Here is a 19,558-nt window from a genome sequence, read left to right on the forward strand (position 1 = left end):
ATGCCGGGTCGCTTCTCCATCGCTGGGGCAGGGGGCGCCGCGCTGGCGCTGCTGCTGCTCGTCCACGGCACGTCGGTTTCGGCGCAGACCAAGGCCGCGCCGCCGAAGGCCGTGCCGACCGCGCCGCAGGCCGCCGCCTATGTGCCGCAGGCGCCGATCGTGATGCTCAAGGATCTCGATTCGGGCGCGATCCTCTATTCGCGCGGCGCCGACCAGCGCTTCTCGCCCGCCTCGATGGCCAAGGTGATGACCGCCTATGTCGTGCTCGACCTGATCAAGGCGGGCAAATTGTCGCGCGATACCCGGTTCACGGTCGGCGAGGCCGAATGGAAGAAATGGCGCGCGGGCAACGGCGGCTCGTCGATGTTCCTCACGCCCGGCGAAAAGGTCAGCGTCGATGACCTGCTCAAGGGGTTGATCACCGTCTCGGGCAACGACGCCGCCGCGGTCCTCGCGGTCGGCATCGATGGCAGCGAGGATAAATTTGTCAAAAGAATGAATGCTATATCGGCCTCACTTGGCATGAAATCGAGTAAGTTCGGCACGCCGAACGGCTGGCCCGACGGCGGAATGACCAAGGTGTCGGCTGCCGACCTCGTCACGCTCGCCGACCGGCTGATCCGCGACCATTCCGCCGCCTATGCGCGCTATTTCGCAATTCCGAAGCTCCAGCACGGCACCGCGCCCGACGGCACGCCGATCGTCCAGCCCAACCGCAACCCGATCCTCGGGCTCGCAGGTGCCGACGGGCTCAAGACAGGGCACACGTCGGAGGCGGGCTATTGCTTCCTCGGCTCGGCCAAGCGCGGCGGGCGGCGGCTGGTGATGGTCGTCGCGGGCCTGACGAGCGAAAAAGCGCGCCGCGAGGAAGCCGCGCGGCTGATCGACTGGGGTTTCGCCCAGCCTTCGCGCCAGCGCGTCGCCGCGCGGTGAGCGGGCGCTTCATCACGCTCGAAGGTGGGGAAGGGGCTGGCAAGTCGACCCAGCTCCGCGCGCTCGCCGCTGCGCTCACCGCGCGCGGCATCGACGTCGTCACCACGCGCGAACCCGGCGGCAGCCCGGGGGCCGAGGCGATCCGCACGCTCCTCATGGAAGGAAGCGACGATCGCTGGGACGCGCGTAGCGAGGCGCTGCTCTTCGCCGCCGCGCGCGCCGACCATGTCGCGCGCACCATCCGCCCGGCGCTTGCGCGCGGCGCGTGGGTGATCTGCGACCGCTTCGTCGACTCGTCGCGCGCCTACCAAGGCGGGGGCGGCGGACTCACCGACGCCCACATCCTCGCGCTCCACGCGGTTGGCTCCGAAGGCCTACTCCCCGACCGCACCTTCCTGCTCACGCTCGGCACCGACGAAGCCGCGCGCCGCCTGTCGGTGCGCGACGCCGCGGGCGCCGATCGCATGGGCAACAAGTCCGCCGCATATCAGGCGCGCCTCGCCGCGCGTTTCGCCGAGCTCGCCGCCGCCGAGCCCGCGCGCTGGCGCGTGATCGACGCCGGCGGCGCCCCCGACGCCGTGACGTCCCGCCTCCTGGAGCATCTCGCGCCATGGCTCTGATCGGCCACGCAGCCCCCGAAGCGGCCTTCCTCGAAGCCTGGGCTGCCGGGCGGCTCCACCACGCTTGGCTGCTCGCCGGGCCGCAGGGGATGGGCAAGGCCGGTTTCGCCGCGCGCGCCGCGCGCTTCCTCGTCACGCACGGTCCGGGCGGGCAGGGGCGGGCGCCGTCGCTCGACGACCCCGGCAACGCCGCCGCCGATCACCTCGTCGATGCCGGCAACCATCCCGAAATCCTCCACCTGGCGCGCCAGGTGAAAGACAAGGGCAAGGATCTCGCGCGCAACATCACGATCGACCAGATCCGCGGCATGATCCGCCGCCTGCACTTCTCGCTCTCGCTGGGCGACTGGCGCGCGATCATCGTCGATGCGATCGACGACCTCGAGACCGACGCCGCCAATGCATTGCTCAAGACCCTCGAGGAACCGCCCGCGCAGACCGTCTTCCTGCTCGTCAGCCATTCGCCGGGCCGCCTGCTCCCGACGATCCGTTCGCGGTGCAGAACGCTGCGTTTTCAACCCGTTGAGCGTGACGTCATGACGGCGTGGCTGCACGAAAAGCGCCCGATGACCGAGATGGCCGAGGTCCGCGCGACCGTCGCCGCGGCGGGCGGCATCCCCGGCAAGGCGCTCGAGCTGGTCGACAGCGACGTCGCCGCGACGGAGAAGAAACTGCTCGCGATCGCCACCTCGGGCGACCCCGACAACCGCCTGCGCGAAGCGCTCGCGCGCGAGGTCGCCGGCACCGGCAACCGCGCGAAGCTCGAACTCGTCATCGACATCGTCCCCGGCCTGCTCGCCCGGCTCGCGCGCGAACGCCCGCTCGCCGAAATCGCGCCGGTGCTCGCGCAGTGGGACCGCGTCCAGCGTACCGTCCGCGATGCGATCCGCGGCTCGTACGACGGCGCGATGGTCGGCTTCGAAATCGGCAATTGCCTCGCCGAACTGGCGCCGAAAGCGGCAGCAAGATAACCGACGACGCGCTTCCCCTGACGCCCCGCACCCGCTAAGGCGCGGCCATGTCCGACACCAAGACCCCCTTCTACATCACCACCGCGATCAGCTATCCCAACGGCCGCCCGCATATCGGCCATGCCTATGAGGCGATAGCGACCGACGTGATGGCGCGGTTCCAGCGCGCGCGCGGCCGCGATGTGCGGCTGACCACGGGCACCGACGAGCATGGCCTGAAAATGTATCAGACCGCGCGCGACCAGGGCCGCCCGACGATCGAGCTCGCCGATGAAATGTCGGGATATTTCCGCGAGATGTATGCCACGCTGAATATCAGTTTCGATCATTTTATGCGCACGTCGGATCCCGCGCATCACGACGCGTCGCAGGCGCTGTGGCGCGCGATGGAGGCCAACGGCGATCTCTATCTCGACCGCTACGAAGGCTGGTATTCGGTCCGCGACGAGGCCTTTTACGACGAAGGCGAACTCCAGGGGGAGGGGGAGGCCAGGCTCTCGCCGCAGGGCACCCCGGTCGAATGGACCGTCGAGGAAAGCTGGTTCTTCCGCCTCTCGGCCTATCAGGACAAGCTGCTCGCGCTCTACAACGAGAACCCCGATTTCATCCGCCCCGAAAGCCGCCGCAACGAGGTACTGCGCTTCGTTGAGGGGGGCTTAAAGGATCTCAGCGTCTCGCGCACCAGCTTCGACTGGGGCGTGCCGGTACCGGGATCGCCGGGACATGTCATGTATGTCTGGGTCGATGCGCTCACCACTTACATGTCCGCGCTCGGCTTCCCCGATCGGACAAGCGAATGGGGCAAGTTCTGGCCCGCCGACATCCATATGATCGGCAAGGATATCGTTCGTTTTCATACGGTTTACTGGCCGGCCTTCCTGATGAGCGCGAAGCTGCCGCTGCCCAGGCAGGTGTTCGGCCACGGCTTCCTGCTCAACCGCGGCGAGAAGATGTCGAAGTCGCTCGGCAATGTCGTCGACCCGATGACCCTCGCCGAGCGCTTCGGGGTCGACGCGCTGCGTTATTATCTGCTGCGCGAAGTCAGCTTCGGCCAGGACGGCAGCTATTCGGCCGAAGCGATCGTGCGCACCGCCAACGCCGATCTAGCGAACAGCTTCGGCAATCTCGCGCAGCGCAGCTTATCGATGATTTTCAAGAATTTGGACGGCAAGCTTTCGGCGGACTATGCGCCCGCGCAGGAAGATGCCGAGCTGCTCGCCGACCTCCACGCGATGGCGACCGAACGCCTGCCGCGCGAATTCGAGCAACTCGCTTTCTCGGTCGGCATCGAGGACTGGATCCGCGCGGTCTTCGCCTGCAACCAATATGTCGATGCGCAGGCGCCCTGGGCGCTGCGCAAGACCGACCCCGAACGCATGCGCGCGGTGCTGATGACCCTGTTCCAGGCGGTGCGCACGCTCGCGATCGCGATCCGCCCGGTCGTGCCAGCGGCGGCGGACACATTGCTCGGCCAGATGGGCATCGCTGAAGACGCGCGCGACTCTGCGGCGCTCGCCGACCCCGACTGGTTTGCGACGCTCGCCGACAGCGGCTTCACCGTCGGCCAGCCGGTCCCGATCTTCCCGCGCCTCGAATTGCCCGAGGGGGAAGGGGAGGCGTAATGCTCGTCGATTCGCACTGCCACCTCAATTACAAGGGTCTTGCCGAACAGCAGGGCGAAGTGCTGACGCGTGCGCGCGACCGCGGCGTGACCGCGATGCTCAACATCGCGACGCGCGAGAGCGAATGGGACGATGTGCTCGCTGCCGCCGAGGCCAATGACGATGTCTGGGCCAGCGTCGGCATCCATCCGCACGACGCCGACCATCATCCCGATGTCGACACCGCGAAGCTGGTCGAGCGCGCCGCGCACCCGCGCGTGATCGGGATCGGCGAGACCGGGCTCGACTATTATTACGACAAGAGCGACCGCGTGCGACAGCAGGACAGCTTCCGCCGCCACATCCACGCATCGCAGCAAACCGGTCTGCCCGTCATCGTCCACACGCGCGATGCCGAGGCCGACACGCTCGCGCTGTTGGGCGAGGAGATGGGCAGGGCGGCCTTCCCCGGCGTCATCCACTGCTTCACCGCGAGCGACGATTTCGCGAAGCGGGCGCTCGACCTCGGCCTTTATATCTCGATCTCGGGCATCGTGACCTTCAAGAACGCCGCCGAGCTTCAGGCGACCGCCAAATGGCTGCCGCAGGACCGGCTGCTGATCGAAACCGACTCCCCCTTTCTCGCCCCCGTCCCGCACCGCGGCAAGACCGGCGAGCCGGCCTTCGTCGCGGACACTTTGTCCTTCCTGGCCGAACTGCGCGGCGACGATCGCGTCTCGTTAGGCGAAGCGACGGGCGCCAATTTCTACGCGCTTTTCAGCAAGGCGACGCCATGACGTCACGCCATGTCGCTGGCATCTCAATCTTTTCCGTTCGCCCTGAGCTTGTCGAAGGGCCGTTCTTTTCTTCGACGCGCCAGGCAGAAGGACGGTGCTTCGACAAGCTCAGCACGAACGGATTGAGTTTGGTCATGAGACCATGAAGGTCCGCATCCTCGGCTGCGGCACCTCGTCGGGCGTGCCGCGGCTCGGCAACGACTGGGGCCAGTGCGACCCCGAAAACCCGCGCAATTTGCGCAGCCGCGCCTCGATCCTGATCGCGCTTGGCGGCTATCGCATCCTCGTCGACACCAGCCCCGACATGCGGCTCCAGCTGCTCGCCGCCGAAGTGGGCGAGGTCGATGCGGTGATCTGGACGCACGAGCATGCCGATCACACCCACGGGCTCGACGACCTGCGCCAGGTCATGCATCTGCGTGGTTCGGCGGTGCCCTGCTATGCGCGCGACCATGTGCTGGACACGCTCAAATGGCGCTTTACCTACGCTTTTGCCGGCAACGCCGGCTATCCGGCGTCGGTCGATCCGATCGACCTCAAGGACCATCAAGCGATCGGCCCGATCGAGGTGTCGGCGATCGAAATGCCGCACGGGCCGATCAAGGCGAGCGGCCTGATCTTCAGCGACGGTGCGCACAAGGTCGGCTATGCCACTGATTTTTCTAAGTTCACTGACGAGATGGTCGACTTTTTCCAGGGCGTCGACCTGTTCGTGATCGACGCGCTGCGCCGCTACCCGCATCCGACGCATCCGCATCTGGCAATGACGCTCGCGGCGCTCGAAAAGGTCGGCAATCCGCGTGCGATCATCACGCATATGGACAATACGATGGACTATGACGACCTTGCCGGTGAATTGCCGCCGGGCGTCGAGCCAGGCTACGACGGGTTGGAGGTGCAGTTATGAGCGACATGACGGTAAGCCTGATCTGGAGCGTCGGCGCGCTGGCCCTTGTGATCAGCTCGCTGCTCGCGCGCCAGCTGCCGCTCAAGGACTGGGTCAAGATGGCGCTCGCATGGGTCGCAATCTTCGGGCTGGTGTTTCTGGTGATCCGGACCTGGCAGGCGGTAACATAGCCGCGGACCACACTGAAACGCGATCCCATCCCTCCAATCCTGTTTCTATATTTAACATAATATATATTATCGGATAAAGTGATGCCAGCAGATGCTCCCGCTTCCCCCGCATCCTCCATCGACCGCTTGCTCTCCGTCATGCGTCAGCTGCGTAACCCCGACGGCGGCTGCGAATGGGATCTGGCGCAGGATTTCGACACGATCGCGCCCTATACGATCGAGGAAGCCTATGAGGTCGCCGATGCGATCGCCGGCGGCGATCCCGCGGCAATCTGCGACGAACTCGGCGATCTGTTGCTCCAGGTCGTCTTCCACAGCCAGATCGCTGCCGACAAAGGCCTGTTCGCATTCGACCATGTCGCCGACGCGATCTCCGCCAAGATGGAACGCCGCCATCCGCATATCTTCGGTGACGTCACGACGTCCGACGTGCGCAAACAATGGGAGGCGATCAAGGCCGACGAGCGCGCCGCGAGCGGCCCCAAGGGCGCTCTCGACGGCGTCGCGCTGTCGCTGCCGGCGCTGCTGCGCGCGCAGAAGCTCCAGTCGCGCGCGGCGCGCGTGGGCTTCGACTGGCCCGATACCGAAGGCCCGCGCGACAAGATCGCTGAGGAGCTTGAGGAAGTCGCCGCGGCGACCAGCGACGCGCACCGCCATGAAGAAGTCGGCGACCTGCTCTTCGCCGTCGTCAACTACGCGCGCAAGCTCGGCGTCGATGCCGAGGGTGCGCTGCGTGACGCCAATTTAAAATTCGCGCGGCGCTTTGCCGCCATGGAAGCCCAGGCCGGCGGATCGCTGCAGGGCCTGTCGCTCGACGCGCAGGAAGCGCACTGGCAGGCGGTCAAGGCGTCGGAGTAGCCTCGCTCGGCCACAGCCGCTCGAACCGCGCGGCATCGGCCGGATCGAGCCGCACCGTCAACACATGCCCCTCGCCCTCGGGCGTATCGCCCAGCACTTCGCCGCGCGCATGAAGCCACGCCGCCGCCTCGCCCTCTTCGTAGCGCAGGAAGATGCGCTGGACCTTATGCAGCGCGGTCAATCGTGACGCCATGAGCGTGCGCGCGCCCTCGACGCCCTCGCCGCTGACCGCCGAGATCAGCGCGACGTCGGAACGCCGCGCCGCCATATCCTGGATCTGCTCGCGGCGTTCGGGGTCGGCGGTGTCGAGCTTGTTCCATATCTCGATCTGCGGGATCACATCGGGCGCATCCTTGCCCCCTTCCCCGCCACCCTGCGGCCCGTTGACGCCCAGCGAATTGAGGATGGCGACAACATCGGCATATTGCGCGTCGCTGTCGGGATGGACGATGTCGCGGACGTGGACGATCAGGTCGGCGGTGGTGACCTCCTCGAGCGTCGCACGGAACGCAGCGACCAGTTCGGTCGGCAGGTCGGACACGAAGCCGACGGTGTCGGACAAGATCGCCTTGTCGATGCCGGGCAGCCGAATCTCGCGCATCGTTGGGTCGAGGGTCGCGAACAACATGTCTTCCGCCATGACGTCGCTTCCCGTCAGGCGATTGAAAAAAGTGGACTTTCCGGCGTTGGTATAGCCGACGAGCGCGACCACCGGCCACGGTGCGCGCTGGCGTTTCGACCGCTGCAGCTGCCGCGTCCGCCGCGCCTCCTCCAGCTGTTTGCGAATACGCGCCATCCGGTTGCGGATCATCCGCCGGTCGGCCTCGATCTGCGTCTCGCCCGGCCCGCCGAGGAAGCCGAAGCCGCCGCGCTGGCGCTCGAGGTGGGTCCAGCTGCGCACCAACCGCCCCGCCTGATAATCGAGGTGGGCCAACTCGACCTGCAGTCGCCCCTCGGCCGTGGCGGCCCGCTCGCCGAAGATTTCGAGAATTAATCCTGTACGATCAATGACTTTGGTCCCAAAAGCCGTCTCCAGATTGCGTTGCTGGATCGCGGTAAGTGCCGCATCGACGATGACGAGCTGCGCGGCACCTTCGCCAACTTCCGCCTTGATCGCATCGACCTGCCCGACGCCCAGCAAGGTCGCCGCGCGCGTCTGCCGCAACCGCAGCGGAAACACCGCCACGACCTCCAGCCCGATCGCCAGCGCGAGCCCCTTCGCCTCCTCGGCGCGCGCGTCGAGGTCGCGCGACAGCCGCTGCCCGTGCCACTCGGGCACGATCAGCACCGCGGTCGCGCCGCGCGTTACCTCTTCGCTTTCGGCTACGATATCGATCAGGCTTCGCCTTCGGGCTCGCTATCGCTCAGGTTGATCGGCCCATTGGGCTGCACCGTCGAAATCGCGTGCTTGTAGACCAGCTGCACCTGCCGCTCGCGCTCGAGCAGCATGCAGAACAGGTCGAACGCGACGATATCGCCCTGCAGCATCACGCCGTTGACGAGGAACATCGTCACCGATTCGTCGGATTTGCGCACCGCGTTGAGGAACACGTCCTGCAACGCCTTGCCCTTGCTCGCCGGTGCCTCGCGGATATCGTTGCCGAGCGACGCGAGGTCGAAATCATGCGACGGCATCACCGTCGAGATCGCGTGCTTGTAGACAAGCTGCGACTGTCCGTCGCGGCGCAGCAGCAACGAAAAATTGTCGAACCAGGTGATGATTCCCTGCAATTTGACGCCCTTGACGAGGAACATCGTCACCGGTGTCTTGCTGCGACGCAGGGCGTTGAGGAAGAGATCCTGGAGATTCTGGTTTTTATCGGACACATTGGCCTCCTGTTCTTGGCGGCAGAAACCGCTTGACGGCCCTTTGCGGACCATTGCCTTCGCCTTGGCGTGGCCAATATGCGACAAAGCACGCCGCAGGTCTAGCGCAAAGCCATGGCGCGCTAGACTTCATTCTCCGAATTATCGGTCAAACCCAAAAGCTTCAGCTTTCGATGCAGCGCCGAGCGCTCCATGCCGATGAAGGTCGCGGTGCGCGAAATATTGCCCGAGAAGCGGTTGATCTGGATACGCAGATATTCGCGCTCGAAATTCTCGCGCGCCTCCTTGAGCGGGATCGCGGTGATCGATTCGGCGTTGGGCAGGATGTCGGCGCCGCCGCGCACCAGCTCGGCGGGCAACATGTCGGCGTCGATCCGTCCCAGCCGGTCGCTGGGGGCGAGGATCATCACGCGTTCGATCACATTGCGCAGTTCGCGGACATTGCCCGGCCAGTCGTGCGCCTGGAGTGCGGCCATGGCCTCGCCGCTGATCTCGGGCGGCGGTGCATGACGATCGGCGGCGTAGCGGCCAACAAAATGTTCGCACAGCGACGCGACGTCGTCGCGCCGCTCGCGCAGCGACGGGATGTGGACCGGCACGACGTTGAGCCGGTAATAAAGATCCTCGCGAAAGCGCCCTTCGGCGATCTCGATCATAAGGTCGCGCGCCGAGCCCGAAATGATGCGGACATCGACGCGGATCATCGTGCGCCCGCCGACGCGGGTGAAGCTCTGATCGGTCAGCACGCGCAGGATCTTGCCCTGTGTCGTCAGCGGCATGTCGGCGACCTCGTCGAGGAACAAGGTGCCGCCATGTGCCTGTTCGAGCAGGCCGACGCGGATCGTGCCGTCGTCGCCTTCGGCGCCGAAGAGTTCGGCCTCGACCGTCTCGGGATCCATGCGCGCCGACGAGATGACGCGGAAAGGTGCGGTCTGGCGCCCGCTCCAGCCGTGGAGCACGCGCGCCGCGACTTCCTTGCCGACCCCCGCAGCGCCGGTGATCAGGACGCGGCTGCCCGTGCCGGCGACGCGCTTCAGCGTCGCGCGGACGTTGTTGATCGCGGCGCTGCTGCCGGTGAGTTCGTCGGCGGGGCCGGCGCGCTCGCGGAGGCGCTCATATTCGAACTTCAGCCGCTCGCTCTCGGTCGCGCGCGCGACGAGGTGGAGCAGGCGTTCGGCCTCGAACGGCTTTTCGATGAAATCGAAGGCGCCGCGGCGGATCGCCGCGACCGCCGTATCGAGCCCGCCATGCCCCGAAATGACGATGATCGGCAGCGTCGGGTCGAAGGCCTTGATCGCCTCGACCAGGCCCAATCCGTCGAGGCGCGAGCCCTGCAGCCAGACGTCGATCAGCGCCAGCGACGGCCGCCGCTGGCGGATCGCCTCGAGTGCGGCATCGCTGTCCGACGCCGTGCGCGCTTCATAGCCTTCGTCTTCCATGACGCCGGCGACCAGCTCGCAAATGTCGCGCTCGTCGTCGACGATCAAAATATCAAGCGCCATATTCTTCTCTGTCCTGGCGGTTTCGGAAGCGCCCGGGAACCGTTTCAGCCTGCCCTGTCGTCGTGTCCGCGCCGCGTCCCATCAACGGGCGCAAGCGATCGGGATGGAGCGTCAGCGTGACGCGCGTCCCCTGCCCCGCGGGGTTGTCGGCGAATTCGAGCTCGCCATAATGTTGCTCGACGATTTTCTTGACGATCGCGAGGCCGAGGCCGGTGCCGCCCTGGCGAGTGGTCATATAGGGTTCGGCGATCGTGTCGCGCGCGTCGGGGAGGCCGATGCCGTCGTCGGTGATGCTGATCGCAATTTCTCGATCTTCACCCATGTCGAGGATCGCGCGGATGTGACCGATGGGTGAAGTTTCCGAGCTTTGCGATTTTTCTTCAATAGCTTCCACCGCGTTTTTGACGATGTTCGTCAGCGCCTGCGACAGGAGGCGGCGGTCGCAGACGAGCGGCTCGATCTCGTGGGGAATCGTCACGCTGAATTCGATGTCGGGCTTGGCGACCTCGAAGAGGAAAACCGCCTGCTTCAATATGTCGCGGACGTCTTCGACGCCGAAGGTCGGCTTGGGCATGCGCGCGAAGCTGGAGAATTCGTCGACCATGCGGCGCATGTCGTGGACCTGGCGGATCACCGTGTCGGTCAGCTTGCGGAAGGTCGCCCGATCGCCCTCGACCTTGTCGCCGAAGCGCCGCTGCAGGCGTTCGGCGGCGAGCTGGATCGGGGTGAGCGGATTCTTGATCTCGTGCGCGATGCGGCGCGCGACGTCGGACCAGGCGGCGCGGCGCTGATCGAGCAATTGCTGGGTGATATCCTCGAAGCTGAGCACGAAGCCATCGCCCTGCGCGACCGCCTTCGCGGCGAGGGTCGCGGGCTCGGCCTCCTTGCGCGCGAGCTGGACCACCGCCTCGCGCTCTTCGCCGGTGATCAGCCGGGCGAGTTCGGGTGCGACCTCTTCGAGCGGACGCCCGGTAAGTTCGTCGGCACGGCTGCCGATCAGCCGCTCGGCGGCGGCGTTGACCAGAAGGACGCGATGCTCGGCATCGACCGACACCACCGCCGACGACACGCCGCTGAGTACCGCCTCGATGAAGCTGCGCCGCGCCTCGATCTGCTCGTTGGCGCTGACCAGTGCGTGCGTCTGGCCCTGGATCTGCTCGGTCATGCGGTTGAACGCGTTCGCGAGAACCGAGATTTCGTCGTCGTGCGCCGACGGCGTGACGCGCACTGACAGGTCGCCGCCTGCGGCGGTGCGCGTCGCCCCGACGAGTGTGCCGAGCGGGCGGACGATACGGTCCGCGACGACGATCGCCGCGATCACCGCGAGCGCGAGCAGTAGCAAGGCCCCGAGATAGAGCGCGCCGTTGAACTGGAGCTGGAGCAGCTGCGAACGCTGGAACAGCGCATTATAGTCGGCGAGCACGGTGCCCGCACGCACCGACTGCTGAAACCCCGGCACGTTGAAGTCGCGTGAGGCATAGACATAAACACGTTGCGCCCCCGGCAGCTTGGTCGCCGCCTCGATCCGGTCCGAGCGGCGAACGACGACGACATCTTCGCCGGCGTCGAGCCGCTTGATCATTTCGGGCTGCAGACGGTTTTCCGCTGCACGGTTGTCGGGGTCGACGCCTGCCGCGGTCCGCGCGATGCCGTCCGCGCCGATCTCGATCACCGCCGATTCGTTGAGGTTCCGGACAACGACCTGCTGGAAATAATAGCTTGAGAAATTCGGATCGTCGGGGGGCACCTTTTCGAGGAAATTGCCAAGATCCTTCGCCATCGCGATGGTGTTCGCCCCTACCTCGCGCTGGTTTTCCTGATAATAGCCCTCGGCGAGACTCGCGGCGTTTTCGAACATGCCGCGCGAACGGTCCGAGAACCAGAAGTCGACGCCGAACTGGAACAGCAAGGACGCGAAGATCACAACGAGCATCGTCGGTGCCGCGGCGATCAGCGAGAAAAGCGCAACGAGGCGGACGTGCAGCCGGCCGTTGCCGCCCGCCATCGAGCTGGTCGCGCGCGCGCGCGCGACGCGACTGCCCACCAGAACTATCAGGGTCATCGCGGGCAGCAAGTTCGCGACCATGATCGCCGCGACGAGCGCGGGGGTGAGCAGCCGCTCGCTCTGCGCATCGCCGGTGACGAAGATATAGGTCGCGATACCGACGCTGAGCATCACCGCGAGCGCATAATATTCGGGAACCGCGAACTGCCAAGCCTTGGCGCGCGTGTTCTGTCCGCCGGAATCGCTGTCGTTCGCCAAAGGAGCGCTGGTCGCCATTGTGACCTTGCTACGACAATGTTGTTGCATAGAAAACACACAAAGTGCGCGAGGGCCACAGTTTGGTGCGGAAAGCGGGTCGGTTGGGCTTGGTTTTGAGGCAACCGCCGGAAGCCAATTATCGACGCTGGAACGCGGTCAGCTCAGAAGGGGCGCCAAGGCTTCAAAAATCGGAGACGCGGCGTCTGCTTTGGGAAGGCCCGACACCTGGCCGTCGCCCACCTCGAGCAGCCACCAGCGCCCGTCGCCATCCCGCGCGAAATCCGCCGAGGCAAAGGGGCTCGGCACGTTGTTCGCAACCGATCGGAGCAGGTCGGCGGGCGGAGATCCGATCATGCTCGCGGCTTCGGATCGCGGCCAACAGCCCACGACCCGATTGTCGACCAAAAACGCCCGATATTCATGGGCCGGCTCGCCAAGCGGGAGTAGCGGAACATAAGCCTTGAATATAATCCCACCCACAAGGCTATCGCCCTGAAGCTCGCGAAAGCGATCCACCACGCGCGCGACTTCCGCGGCATCGGATGCGTCGTTTATGTAGCAGGCTTCGTGCCAGTAACCCGAGGCCTGGGACTTCACATAATCCTTTATGATAAGCGGGGAGTTCCGAAAATCGGCGAGAACGTCCTTCCGCCTATCCGGATCGTCGAGCTCATCGAGCCCAAGCCATCGCGTGGACGGCATCCAGGGCGCCAAACTGGCATAGGAGCCCGGGGCATGGTGGCAGGCGTCATATTGATCCGGGGTCGTCAGGAGCAAAACGCCCCGATCGGCCAGTTCGGCGTAGAGCGCGGCGTAAGCCTCGCTTTTCAGCATCCAGCCGCGATAGACCGCTTTCCCGTCATCCTCGAAGCGCGCCCTTCGCAGCGCGCGAACCGGGTCTATTCGCTGATCAAGCTCGTCGTGGTCGAGCCGCGCGATCCGAAGGCCCGCCGATTCTGCCCTGCTGACCTCGCCCACGAAATCGGGTTCGACCGAGCGCGGATCGAGCGGATCGGCGCAAAAGAGGACGACGGGCGCAGACATGCCTCCACTATGCGGCGCCGGGGGGCATCTGAAAAGGCCGGTTTCGGCCTTGGTTGCGAGAGGTGTCGGGTTTGGGGTGGAGGCGGACGTCCGCCCTACCCCGTTCCCCGGCGAAAGCCGGGGCCCAGGATGCAAGGGCTGTGCTTGCCATCTGGACCCCGGCTTTCGCCGGGCAACGGCAACTAACACGCGAAACCCGCCCCTATGCCCGCGTCGGGTCGATATCGAGTTGGCCGAGCCTTTTGCGCAGGGTGTTGCGGTTGATCCCCAGCCGCCGGGCCGCCTCCAGCTGGTTCCCGCGCACGTCGCGGAGAACGCGGCGGAAGAGCGCGGCTTCGACGATCGCCTCGAGGCGTTCGTGGAGGGTGCCGTCATGATCGGTCGCCAGCTCCTCGCGCGCCCAGTCGTCGACCGCGCGGCCGATGGCGTCCTCGGGAGCGACGATCGAGATCCCGTCGCCGCTTTCGTGGAGCACCGCCTCGACATCGCGCACCGACACGATCGTGTCGCGCGACAGCACCGCGAGGCGCTGGACGACATTGCCGAGTTCGCGAACGTTGCCCGGCCAGTCGTAGCGTTCCAGCATCTGCATCGCGTCGGGCGCGAACTGGCGGTCGGGAAGCCCCGACTTGCGGCCGTTGTCGACGAAATGACGCACGAGCGCGGCGATGTCGCTGCGGCGGTCGCGCAAGGGCGGCAGGGTCACGGGGATGACGTTGAGCCGATAGAAGAGATCCTCGCGGAAGCGGCCGTCGGCGATCAGCATCCGCATGTCCCGGTGCGTGGCGGCGACGACGCGGACGTCGGCGCGCAGTGCCTGGCTGCCCCCGACGGTCGAATATTCGTTGCTTTGCAGCACGCGCAGCAGCCGCGTCTGCGCGTCGAGCGGCATGTCGCCGATCTCGTCGAGGAAGAGCGTGCCCCCCGCCGCCTGTTCGAAGCGTCCGGCGTTGCGACTGGTCGCGCCGGTGAAGGCGCCCTTTTCATGGCCGAACAGCTCGGCCTCGATCAGCTCGCGCGGGATGGCGGCCATGTTGATCGCGACGAAGGGCCCGGCGCGGCGGAGGCCCGTGGCGTGGACCGCGCGTGCGACGACTTCCTTGCCCGTGCCCGATTCGCCGAGGATCAGCACCGCGAGGTCGTTCGACGCGAGGCGGGCGATGGTGCGATAAACCGCCTGCATTGCAGGCGCGCGGCCGACGAGCCCGTGGCTGTCGGCGGCGCCCGGGTCGGGCTGCGTCGTTGGCTCGCTGCCGCGGCGCGCGAGCGCGGCGCGGACGCTGGCGATCAGATCCTCGAGATCGAAGGGCTTGGGCAGATAATCATAGCTGCCGATGCCGGTCGCGCGCACCGCGGTGTCGAGCGTGTTCTGCGCCGACAGGATGATCACCGGGACGTCGGGGGCGAGCCCCGCGCCGGGGAGCGAGTCGATGCCGTCGCCGTCGGGAAGCACGACGTCGGTGATGACGAGGTCGGGCCGGTGCGCGGCGAGCCAGGCGTTGCGTTCGGCGACGGTGGTCACCGCGGCGAAACTGCCGCATTCCTCGGCGAGGGTTTCGCGGATGATCAGCGCGATCGTCGGATCGTCCTCGACGAGCAAGATCGTGTTGCCGATCATGCGCTGCGCCCCTGCTGCGCGGCGGGGAGGTGGACGCGGAAGCGCGTCCATTCGCCGTCGCGCATATGCTGGACGGTGCCGCCCATGTCGCGCGCGAGCTTGGCGACGAGCGCGAGGCCGAGCCCCCTGCCCTCGCGCTTGGTGGTGACGAAGGGGTCGAAGACATCGCCGCGGATCTCGGCGGGGACGCCGGGACCGTTGTCGCTGACGCTGACCTCGATCGGTAGCGCGATGCGCCCGCGCCCGTCGCCATTGTCGATCGACAGCCCGTGGCGATAGGCCGTGGCGAGGCGCACGACGCCGTCGTCGCGGCCGACGAGCACTTCGGACGCGTTGGTCAGCAGGTTCTGCAAAATTTGCACCATGGCGTCATGGTTGCCGAGGACGAGCGGCAGCGAGGGGTCGAAATCCTCGGAAAAGCGGATGCCGGGCAGCTGGCGCGCGCGCACCGCCTCCATCGCCTGGTGGATCGGCTGGTAGAGGTTAAGCGCATCGCAAGCGATCGGCTGGCCGCGCGAGAAATGCTCCATCTGGTCGATCAGCGTCGCGATGCGGTCGACCTCGGCGACGATCAGCTCGGTGAAGCGCGCCTTGCCGGCGTCGGCGCCCCGCGCGAGCAACTGCGCCGCGCCGCGGATGCCGGCGAGCGGATTCTTGATCTCGTGTGCAAGCATCGAGGCGGCGGCGCCGGCGGCGCGGCCCGAGCGGCCGATCGACCCGCCCATCAGTTCGGCCTCGCGCTGCGAGGGGACGAGCGCGAGGATGCGGTGGCCAGTGCCGCCATAGGGCACCATCTGCATGTCGACCGAAATCGCCTTGCGCCCGCCGACCGAGATGTCGGCGCCGTGCGCAAAGAGCGCGGAGTAAGCGGGGTCGCTCATCCGCTGGCGGTAGTTGCGGTCCATGCGAATGACGTCATAGACGACATGGCCGACCATCGCGGCGCGGCCGGTGTTGCAGAGCTGTTCCGCAGCGGCGTTGACGAAGAGGATCACGCCGTTGCGGTCGATGAGCAGCGTCGCGACGGGGTGCGACTGGATCAGCTCGTCATGGTCGAAACTCGGGATGCTCGACGTCAGCGCGCTCACGCAGCGGCCCTGGTCAGGTGCGGACCGTAAAAGGCCTCGAGAGCGCCCAGCACGCCCCTGCTGTCGGGGATCTGGTTGACCTTGTTGCGGAATTCGGCCGAGCCATGGAGGCCCTTGACGTACCAGCCGAGGTGCTTGCGCGCCATATTGACCCCGGTCATTTCGCCATAATGGTCGATCATCGCGCGATAATGCGATGTAATGACGTCATATTGTTCATCGAGGCCGGGGTCGGGACGCTCAGCCTCGCCGCGCAGCGCCGCCATCACCTGCCCGAGCAGCCACGGGCGGCCATAGGCGCCGCGGCCGATCATGACGCCATCGGCGCCGCTCTGCGCGAGTGCGATCCTGGCGTCACCGGCCGAGCAGATGTCGCCGTTGACGATGACGGGGATCGAGACCGCGTCCTTGACCGTGCGCACGAAGCCCCAGTCGGCCTCGCCGCGGTACATCTGATTGCGCGTACGGCCGTGCACGGTGATGAGCTTCGCGCCCAGATCCTCGGCAATATGCGCTAGTTCGGGGGCGTTGAGGCTGTCGTGGCACCACCCCATGCGCATCTTGACCGTGACGGGCACGCTGACCGCCTTGACGCAGCTGTCGATGAGCGCCGCGGCGAGCTTCAGGTCGCGCATCAGCGCCGAGCCGGCGTCGCCGTTGGTGACCTTGCGCACCGGGCAGCCCATGTTGATGTCGATGATCGACGCGCCGCGGTCCTCGTTCAACTTGGCCGCCTCGCCCATCTCATAAGGCGTGCAGCCGACGAGCTGCATCGACACGGGCTCCTCGACGGGGTCCCAGGCCGCTTTCTGGATCGACTGGCGCGTTTCGCGGATAGCGGCTTGGCTGGCGATCATCTCGGTGACGTTGAGCCCCGAGCCGTAATAGCGCACGAGCTTGCGGAACGGCAGGTCGGTGACGCCGGTCATCGGCGCGAGGATCACGGGATCCGCGATGGTGATGTTACCGATCTGGATGGGGCGCAACGCCGCCATGGGGGAGACTTTCGTGCAAATTGCCTAAAATTTGTGCACGCCCCTACACGCTAAGCGGCTTTCCCGCAAGCCGGGGCTGCGCTACCCGCCTTGGCGATGGACGAATCCTCGGGCCTTTCCGATCAGCCGAAAGTCGTGGCGATCCTGCTTGCAGGCGGGCGCGGGACGCGTGCGGGTTTTGCCGCGCCCAAGCAGCGTGCATTGCTGGGCGGCAAGCCGGTGCTGCAATGGAGCCTCGACGCGCTCGCGGACTATCCCGGCGTGCTGGTGAGCGCGGACGAGATCGCTCTACCCGCCGGCTGGTCGCGCGCGGCGCCGGGGGCCGAGCGGCAGCAGTCGGTCGCGAATGGGCTGGCAGCGCTAAGCGACTGGCCCGACGATGCGGTGGTGCTGGTGCACGACAGCGCGCGGCCGGGAGTCGACACCGAGGTGATTGCGCGGCTGGTCGCAGCGATTACGGGCGGCGCGGCGGCGGCGATCCCCGTGCTGCCGGTGGCGGACACAATCGTGCGGCAGGTCGATGCGAGCGTGGTCGACCGGTCGGAGCTGGCACGGGTGCAGACGCCGCAGGCGTTCCGGCTGGGCGTGCTGCGGCGGGCGCATGCGGCGTCGGCCGAGGGCGAGGCGGCGAGCGACGATGCGCAGCTGGTGCGGCGGCTGGGCGCGGAGGTTGTCGCGGTTACGGGCGATGCGCGGCTGCACAAGCTGACCTTTGCCGAGGATCTGTCAATGCTCGAGAGCCTGCTCGGCGTGCGGAGAGAGACGATGCGGATCGCGACCGGGATGGGATATGACGTGCACCGGTTGGTGGCGGGCAAGCCGCTATGGCTGGGTGGCATCCGGATCGAGCACAGCCACGGATTGTCGGGGCACAGCGACGCTGACGTCGCGCTGCACGCGATCACCGATGCGGTGCTCGGCGCAGCGGCCGACGGCGATATCGGCAGCCATTTTCCGCCGTCGGACCCGCAGTGGAAGGGCGCCGAATCCTGGCGCTTCCTGGACTATGCGGTGCAGCGCGTGAGGACACGCGGCGGCGATATCCAGCATCTCGACCTCACCATCGTCGGCGAGGCGCCGCGCGTCGGGCCGCACCGCGAGGCGATGCGATTGCGCATTTCGGAAATTGCGCGCCTCCCCCTTTCGCGGATAAGCGTGAAGGCGACGACGACCGAGGGGCTGGGCTTTACCGGGCGGCGCGAGGGGCTGGCGGCGCAGGCCGTCGCCACGATCCTGTGGAAGGAATGAGATGAAAAACAGGGGTTTGCTGGCCGCGGGCGCGGCGATGGCGATGCTGGGATTGCCGGGCCAGGCCGCGGCGCAGGCGTGCATCACGCGCGCCGAGATTGCCGGCATGATGGGCTATGCGATGCCGTCGGTGATCGGCGCGATGCGCGACACTTGCCAGACGCACCTGCCGACCGACGCCTTTCTCGCGAGCGGGGTCGAAGCGATGATTGCCGACTATCGCGCGGTGCAAGCGGACAATTGGCCCGTCGCGCGCGCAGCCTTCATGAAGTTCGGCGCGGACGACGGCGAGAAGGACGCCGCGGTGATGGAGAAATTGCCCGACGAGCTGCTCCAGCCGCTGGTCGAGGCGATGATCCCCGCGATGATCGAGGGCGAGATCAGGCCCGGGTCGTGCCGCGACATCGACACGCTGCTGGCGTCGCTGGCGTCGATGTCGCCGCGGCAGGCGAGCGACTTCATGGCGGCGATCATGGCGCTGGCCGGTGGTGACAAGCCCGCCGAGAAGCAGCGCCAGCCCGCCGTCTGCGCCGAATAGGGTTCGCCGTGTCGGAACAGGACCGTATCACGGCGCGCGGCGCCCTCGCCGAGGCCGTGCTCGCCGCCAATCGCGCGGCAGGGCGCAAGGTCGCGGCGGCCGAAAGCTGTACGGGCGGTATGGTGTGCGTCGCGCTCACCGATATCGCGGGAAGCTCGGACGTCTTCTCGGCGGGCTTCGTCACCTATTCGGGCGACGCCAAGCAGCGCCAGCTCGACGTGAGCAGCGAGATTTTGGAGACCTTCGGCGAGGTTTCGCTCGCGACCGCCTGGGCGATGGTCACGGGTGCACTGGCGAACAGCGACGCCGACGTCGCGGTCGCGGTCACCGGCATCGCGGGACCGGGCGGCGGGTCGGAGAAGAAGCCCGTGGGCCAGGTCGTCTTCGCACGCGGGCGGCGCGGACAGGATCCCGACGAATATTTCACCCAGCGTGTGCAGTTCGGGGGCGGCGACCGCGCGTCGATCCGCCAAGCCGCGACGCTCTTCGCGCTCGACCTGCTGCTGCCCGAGCGGGACGCGCTGCGCCCGTCGGAAGATATTGCGCTGCCGGCGTGAAGTCGGCAAAGTCCTGACGAC

At 66.7% G+C, this 19,558-nt stretch carries 19 protein-coding genes; 11 read left to right on the forward strand and 8 right to left on the reverse strand.

Annotated features, from left to right (window positions below; translation table 11 throughout):
• From AC1RNQ_RS18695 to mazG, 8 genes are all read left to right on the forward strand, one after another.
• Positions 1-933, forward strand: coding sequence for a D-alanyl-D-alanine carboxypeptidase family protein (locus AC1RNQ_RS18695; protein WP_493173574.1), 933 nt, complete (start codon positions 1-3; stop codon positions 931-933).
• Positions 930-1,553: a dTMP kinase gene (gene tmk / locus AC1RNQ_RS18700; protein WP_493173576.1), complete on the forward strand. Its 624-nt coding sequence runs from the start codon at positions 930-932 to the stop codon at positions 1,551-1,553. The genes AC1RNQ_RS18695 and tmk overlap by 4 nt, the downstream gene beginning before the upstream one ends.
• A complete protein-coding gene (locus AC1RNQ_RS18705; protein ID WP_493173578.1) occupies positions 1,544-2,524 on the forward strand; it encodes a DNA polymerase III subunit delta' in 981 nt (326 codons plus the stop codon). The genes tmk and AC1RNQ_RS18705 overlap by 10 nt, the downstream gene beginning before the upstream one ends.
• Before the next feature lie 47 nt (positions 2,525-2,571).
• On the forward strand, positions 2,572-4,146 hold the full coding sequence (gene metG, locus AC1RNQ_RS18710; protein WP_493173579.1) for a methionine--tRNA ligase: 1,575 nt from the start codon (positions 2,572-2,574) through the stop codon (positions 4,144-4,146).
• Entirely contained in the window at positions 4,146-4,922 is a 777-nt protein-coding gene (locus AC1RNQ_RS18715) for a TatD family hydrolase (RefSeq protein ID WP_493173581.1), read from the forward strand. The genes metG and AC1RNQ_RS18715 overlap by 1 nt, the downstream gene beginning before the upstream one ends.
• A 142-nt stretch (positions 4,923-5,064) precedes the next feature.
• On the forward strand, positions 5,065-5,829 hold the full coding sequence (locus AC1RNQ_RS18720) for an MBL fold metallo-hydrolase (RefSeq protein ID WP_493173583.1): 765 nt from the start codon (positions 5,065-5,067) through the stop codon (positions 5,827-5,829).
• Positions 5,826-5,999: a hypothetical protein gene (locus AC1RNQ_RS18725; RefSeq protein ID WP_493173585.1), complete on the forward strand. Its 174-nt coding sequence runs from the start codon at positions 5,826-5,828 to the stop codon at positions 5,997-5,999. Before AC1RNQ_RS18720 ends, AC1RNQ_RS18725 begins: the two co-directional genes overlap by 4 nt.
• Positions 6,000-6,137: 138 nt before the next feature.
• The gene (mazG, locus tag AC1RNQ_RS18730; protein ID WP_493173587.1) at positions 6,138-6,857 is read left to right on the forward strand and encodes a nucleoside triphosphate pyrophosphohydrolase; all 720 of its coding nucleotides are present in this window, start codon (positions 6,138-6,140) and stop codon (positions 6,855-6,857) included.
• Here the strand turns inward: mazG and hflX are convergent.
• The 8 genes from hflX to dusB form a co-directional block, all read right to left on the reverse strand.
• Entirely contained in the window at positions 6,841-8,145 is a 1,305-nt protein-coding gene (gene hflX / locus AC1RNQ_RS18735; protein WP_493173589.1) for a GTPase HflX, read from the reverse strand. The two genes, mazG and hflX, sit on opposite strands and share 17 nt — an antisense overlap.
• Positions 8,146-8,192: 47 nt before the next feature.
• The gene (hfq, locus tag AC1RNQ_RS18740) at positions 8,193-8,738 is read right to left on the reverse strand and encodes an RNA chaperone Hfq (protein ID WP_493173590.1); all 546 of its coding nucleotides are present in this window, start codon (positions 8,736-8,738) and stop codon (positions 8,193-8,195) included.
• Between the two features lie 68 nt (positions 8,739-8,806).
• Complete coding sequence (gene ntrX, locus AC1RNQ_RS18745; RefSeq protein ID WP_493173592.1) at positions 8,807-10,186, reverse strand: nitrogen assimilation response regulator NtrX; 1,380 nt, start codon at positions 10,184-10,186, stop codon at positions 8,807-8,809.
• Positions 10,176-12,467 carry a sensor histidine kinase gene (locus tag AC1RNQ_RS18750; RefSeq protein WP_493173594.1) on the reverse strand — a complete coding sequence of 764 codons (2,292 nt, stop codon included), beginning with the start codon at positions 12,465-12,467 and terminating at the stop codon, positions 10,176-10,178. Before AC1RNQ_RS18750 ends, ntrX begins: the two co-directional genes overlap by 11 nt.
• A gap of 138 nt (positions 12,468-12,605) precedes the next feature.
• Positions 12,606-13,493 (reverse strand): ATP-grasp domain-containing protein, encoded by an 888-nt coding sequence (locus AC1RNQ_RS18755; protein WP_493173596.1) that lies wholly within the window; start codon positions 13,491-13,493, stop codon positions 12,606-12,608.
• Between the two features lie 202 nt (positions 13,494-13,695).
• Positions 13,696-15,111, reverse strand: a complete 1,416-nt coding sequence (ntrC, locus tag AC1RNQ_RS18760; protein WP_493173598.1) for a nitrogen regulation protein NR(I) — start codon at positions 15,109-15,111, stop codon at positions 13,696-13,698.
• Complete coding sequence (locus AC1RNQ_RS18765; protein WP_493173599.1) at positions 15,108-16,199, reverse strand: two-component system sensor histidine kinase NtrB; 1,092 nt, start codon at positions 16,197-16,199, stop codon at positions 15,108-15,110. Before AC1RNQ_RS18765 ends, ntrC begins: the two co-directional genes overlap by 4 nt.
• Positions 16,196-17,194 carry a tRNA dihydrouridine synthase DusB gene (gene dusB / locus AC1RNQ_RS18770; RefSeq protein ID WP_493173601.1) on the reverse strand — a complete coding sequence of 333 codons (999 nt, stop codon included), beginning with the start codon at positions 17,192-17,194 and terminating at the stop codon, positions 16,196-16,198. The genes AC1RNQ_RS18765 and dusB overlap by 4 nt, the downstream gene beginning before the upstream one ends.
• 96 nt (positions 17,195-17,290) lie before the next feature.
• Between dusB and ispF the strand changes: the two genes are divergently transcribed.
• From ispF to AC1RNQ_RS18785, 3 genes are read left to right on the forward strand one after another with little or no spacing between them, the layout of a single operon-like run.
• Positions 17,291-18,442 (forward strand): 2-C-methyl-D-erythritol 2,4-cyclodiphosphate synthase, encoded by a 1,152-nt coding sequence (gene ispF, locus AC1RNQ_RS18775; protein ID WP_493173603.1) that lies wholly within the window; start codon positions 17,291-17,293, stop codon positions 18,440-18,442.
• 1 nt (position 18,443) lies between these two features.
• Positions 18,444-18,980, forward strand: coding sequence for a hypothetical protein (locus tag AC1RNQ_RS18780; RefSeq protein WP_493173605.1), 537 nt, complete (start codon positions 18,444-18,446; stop codon positions 18,978-18,980).
• 8 nt (positions 18,981-18,988) lie between these two features.
• Positions 18,989-19,537 (forward strand): CinA family protein, encoded by a 549-nt coding sequence (locus AC1RNQ_RS18785; RefSeq protein WP_493173607.1) that lies wholly within the window; start codon positions 18,989-18,991, stop codon positions 19,535-19,537.
• The last annotated feature ends 21 nt before the right edge of the window (positions 19,538-19,558 follow it).

The organism is Sphingopyxis sp. GW821-FHT12F08 (genome assembly GCF_058806755.1).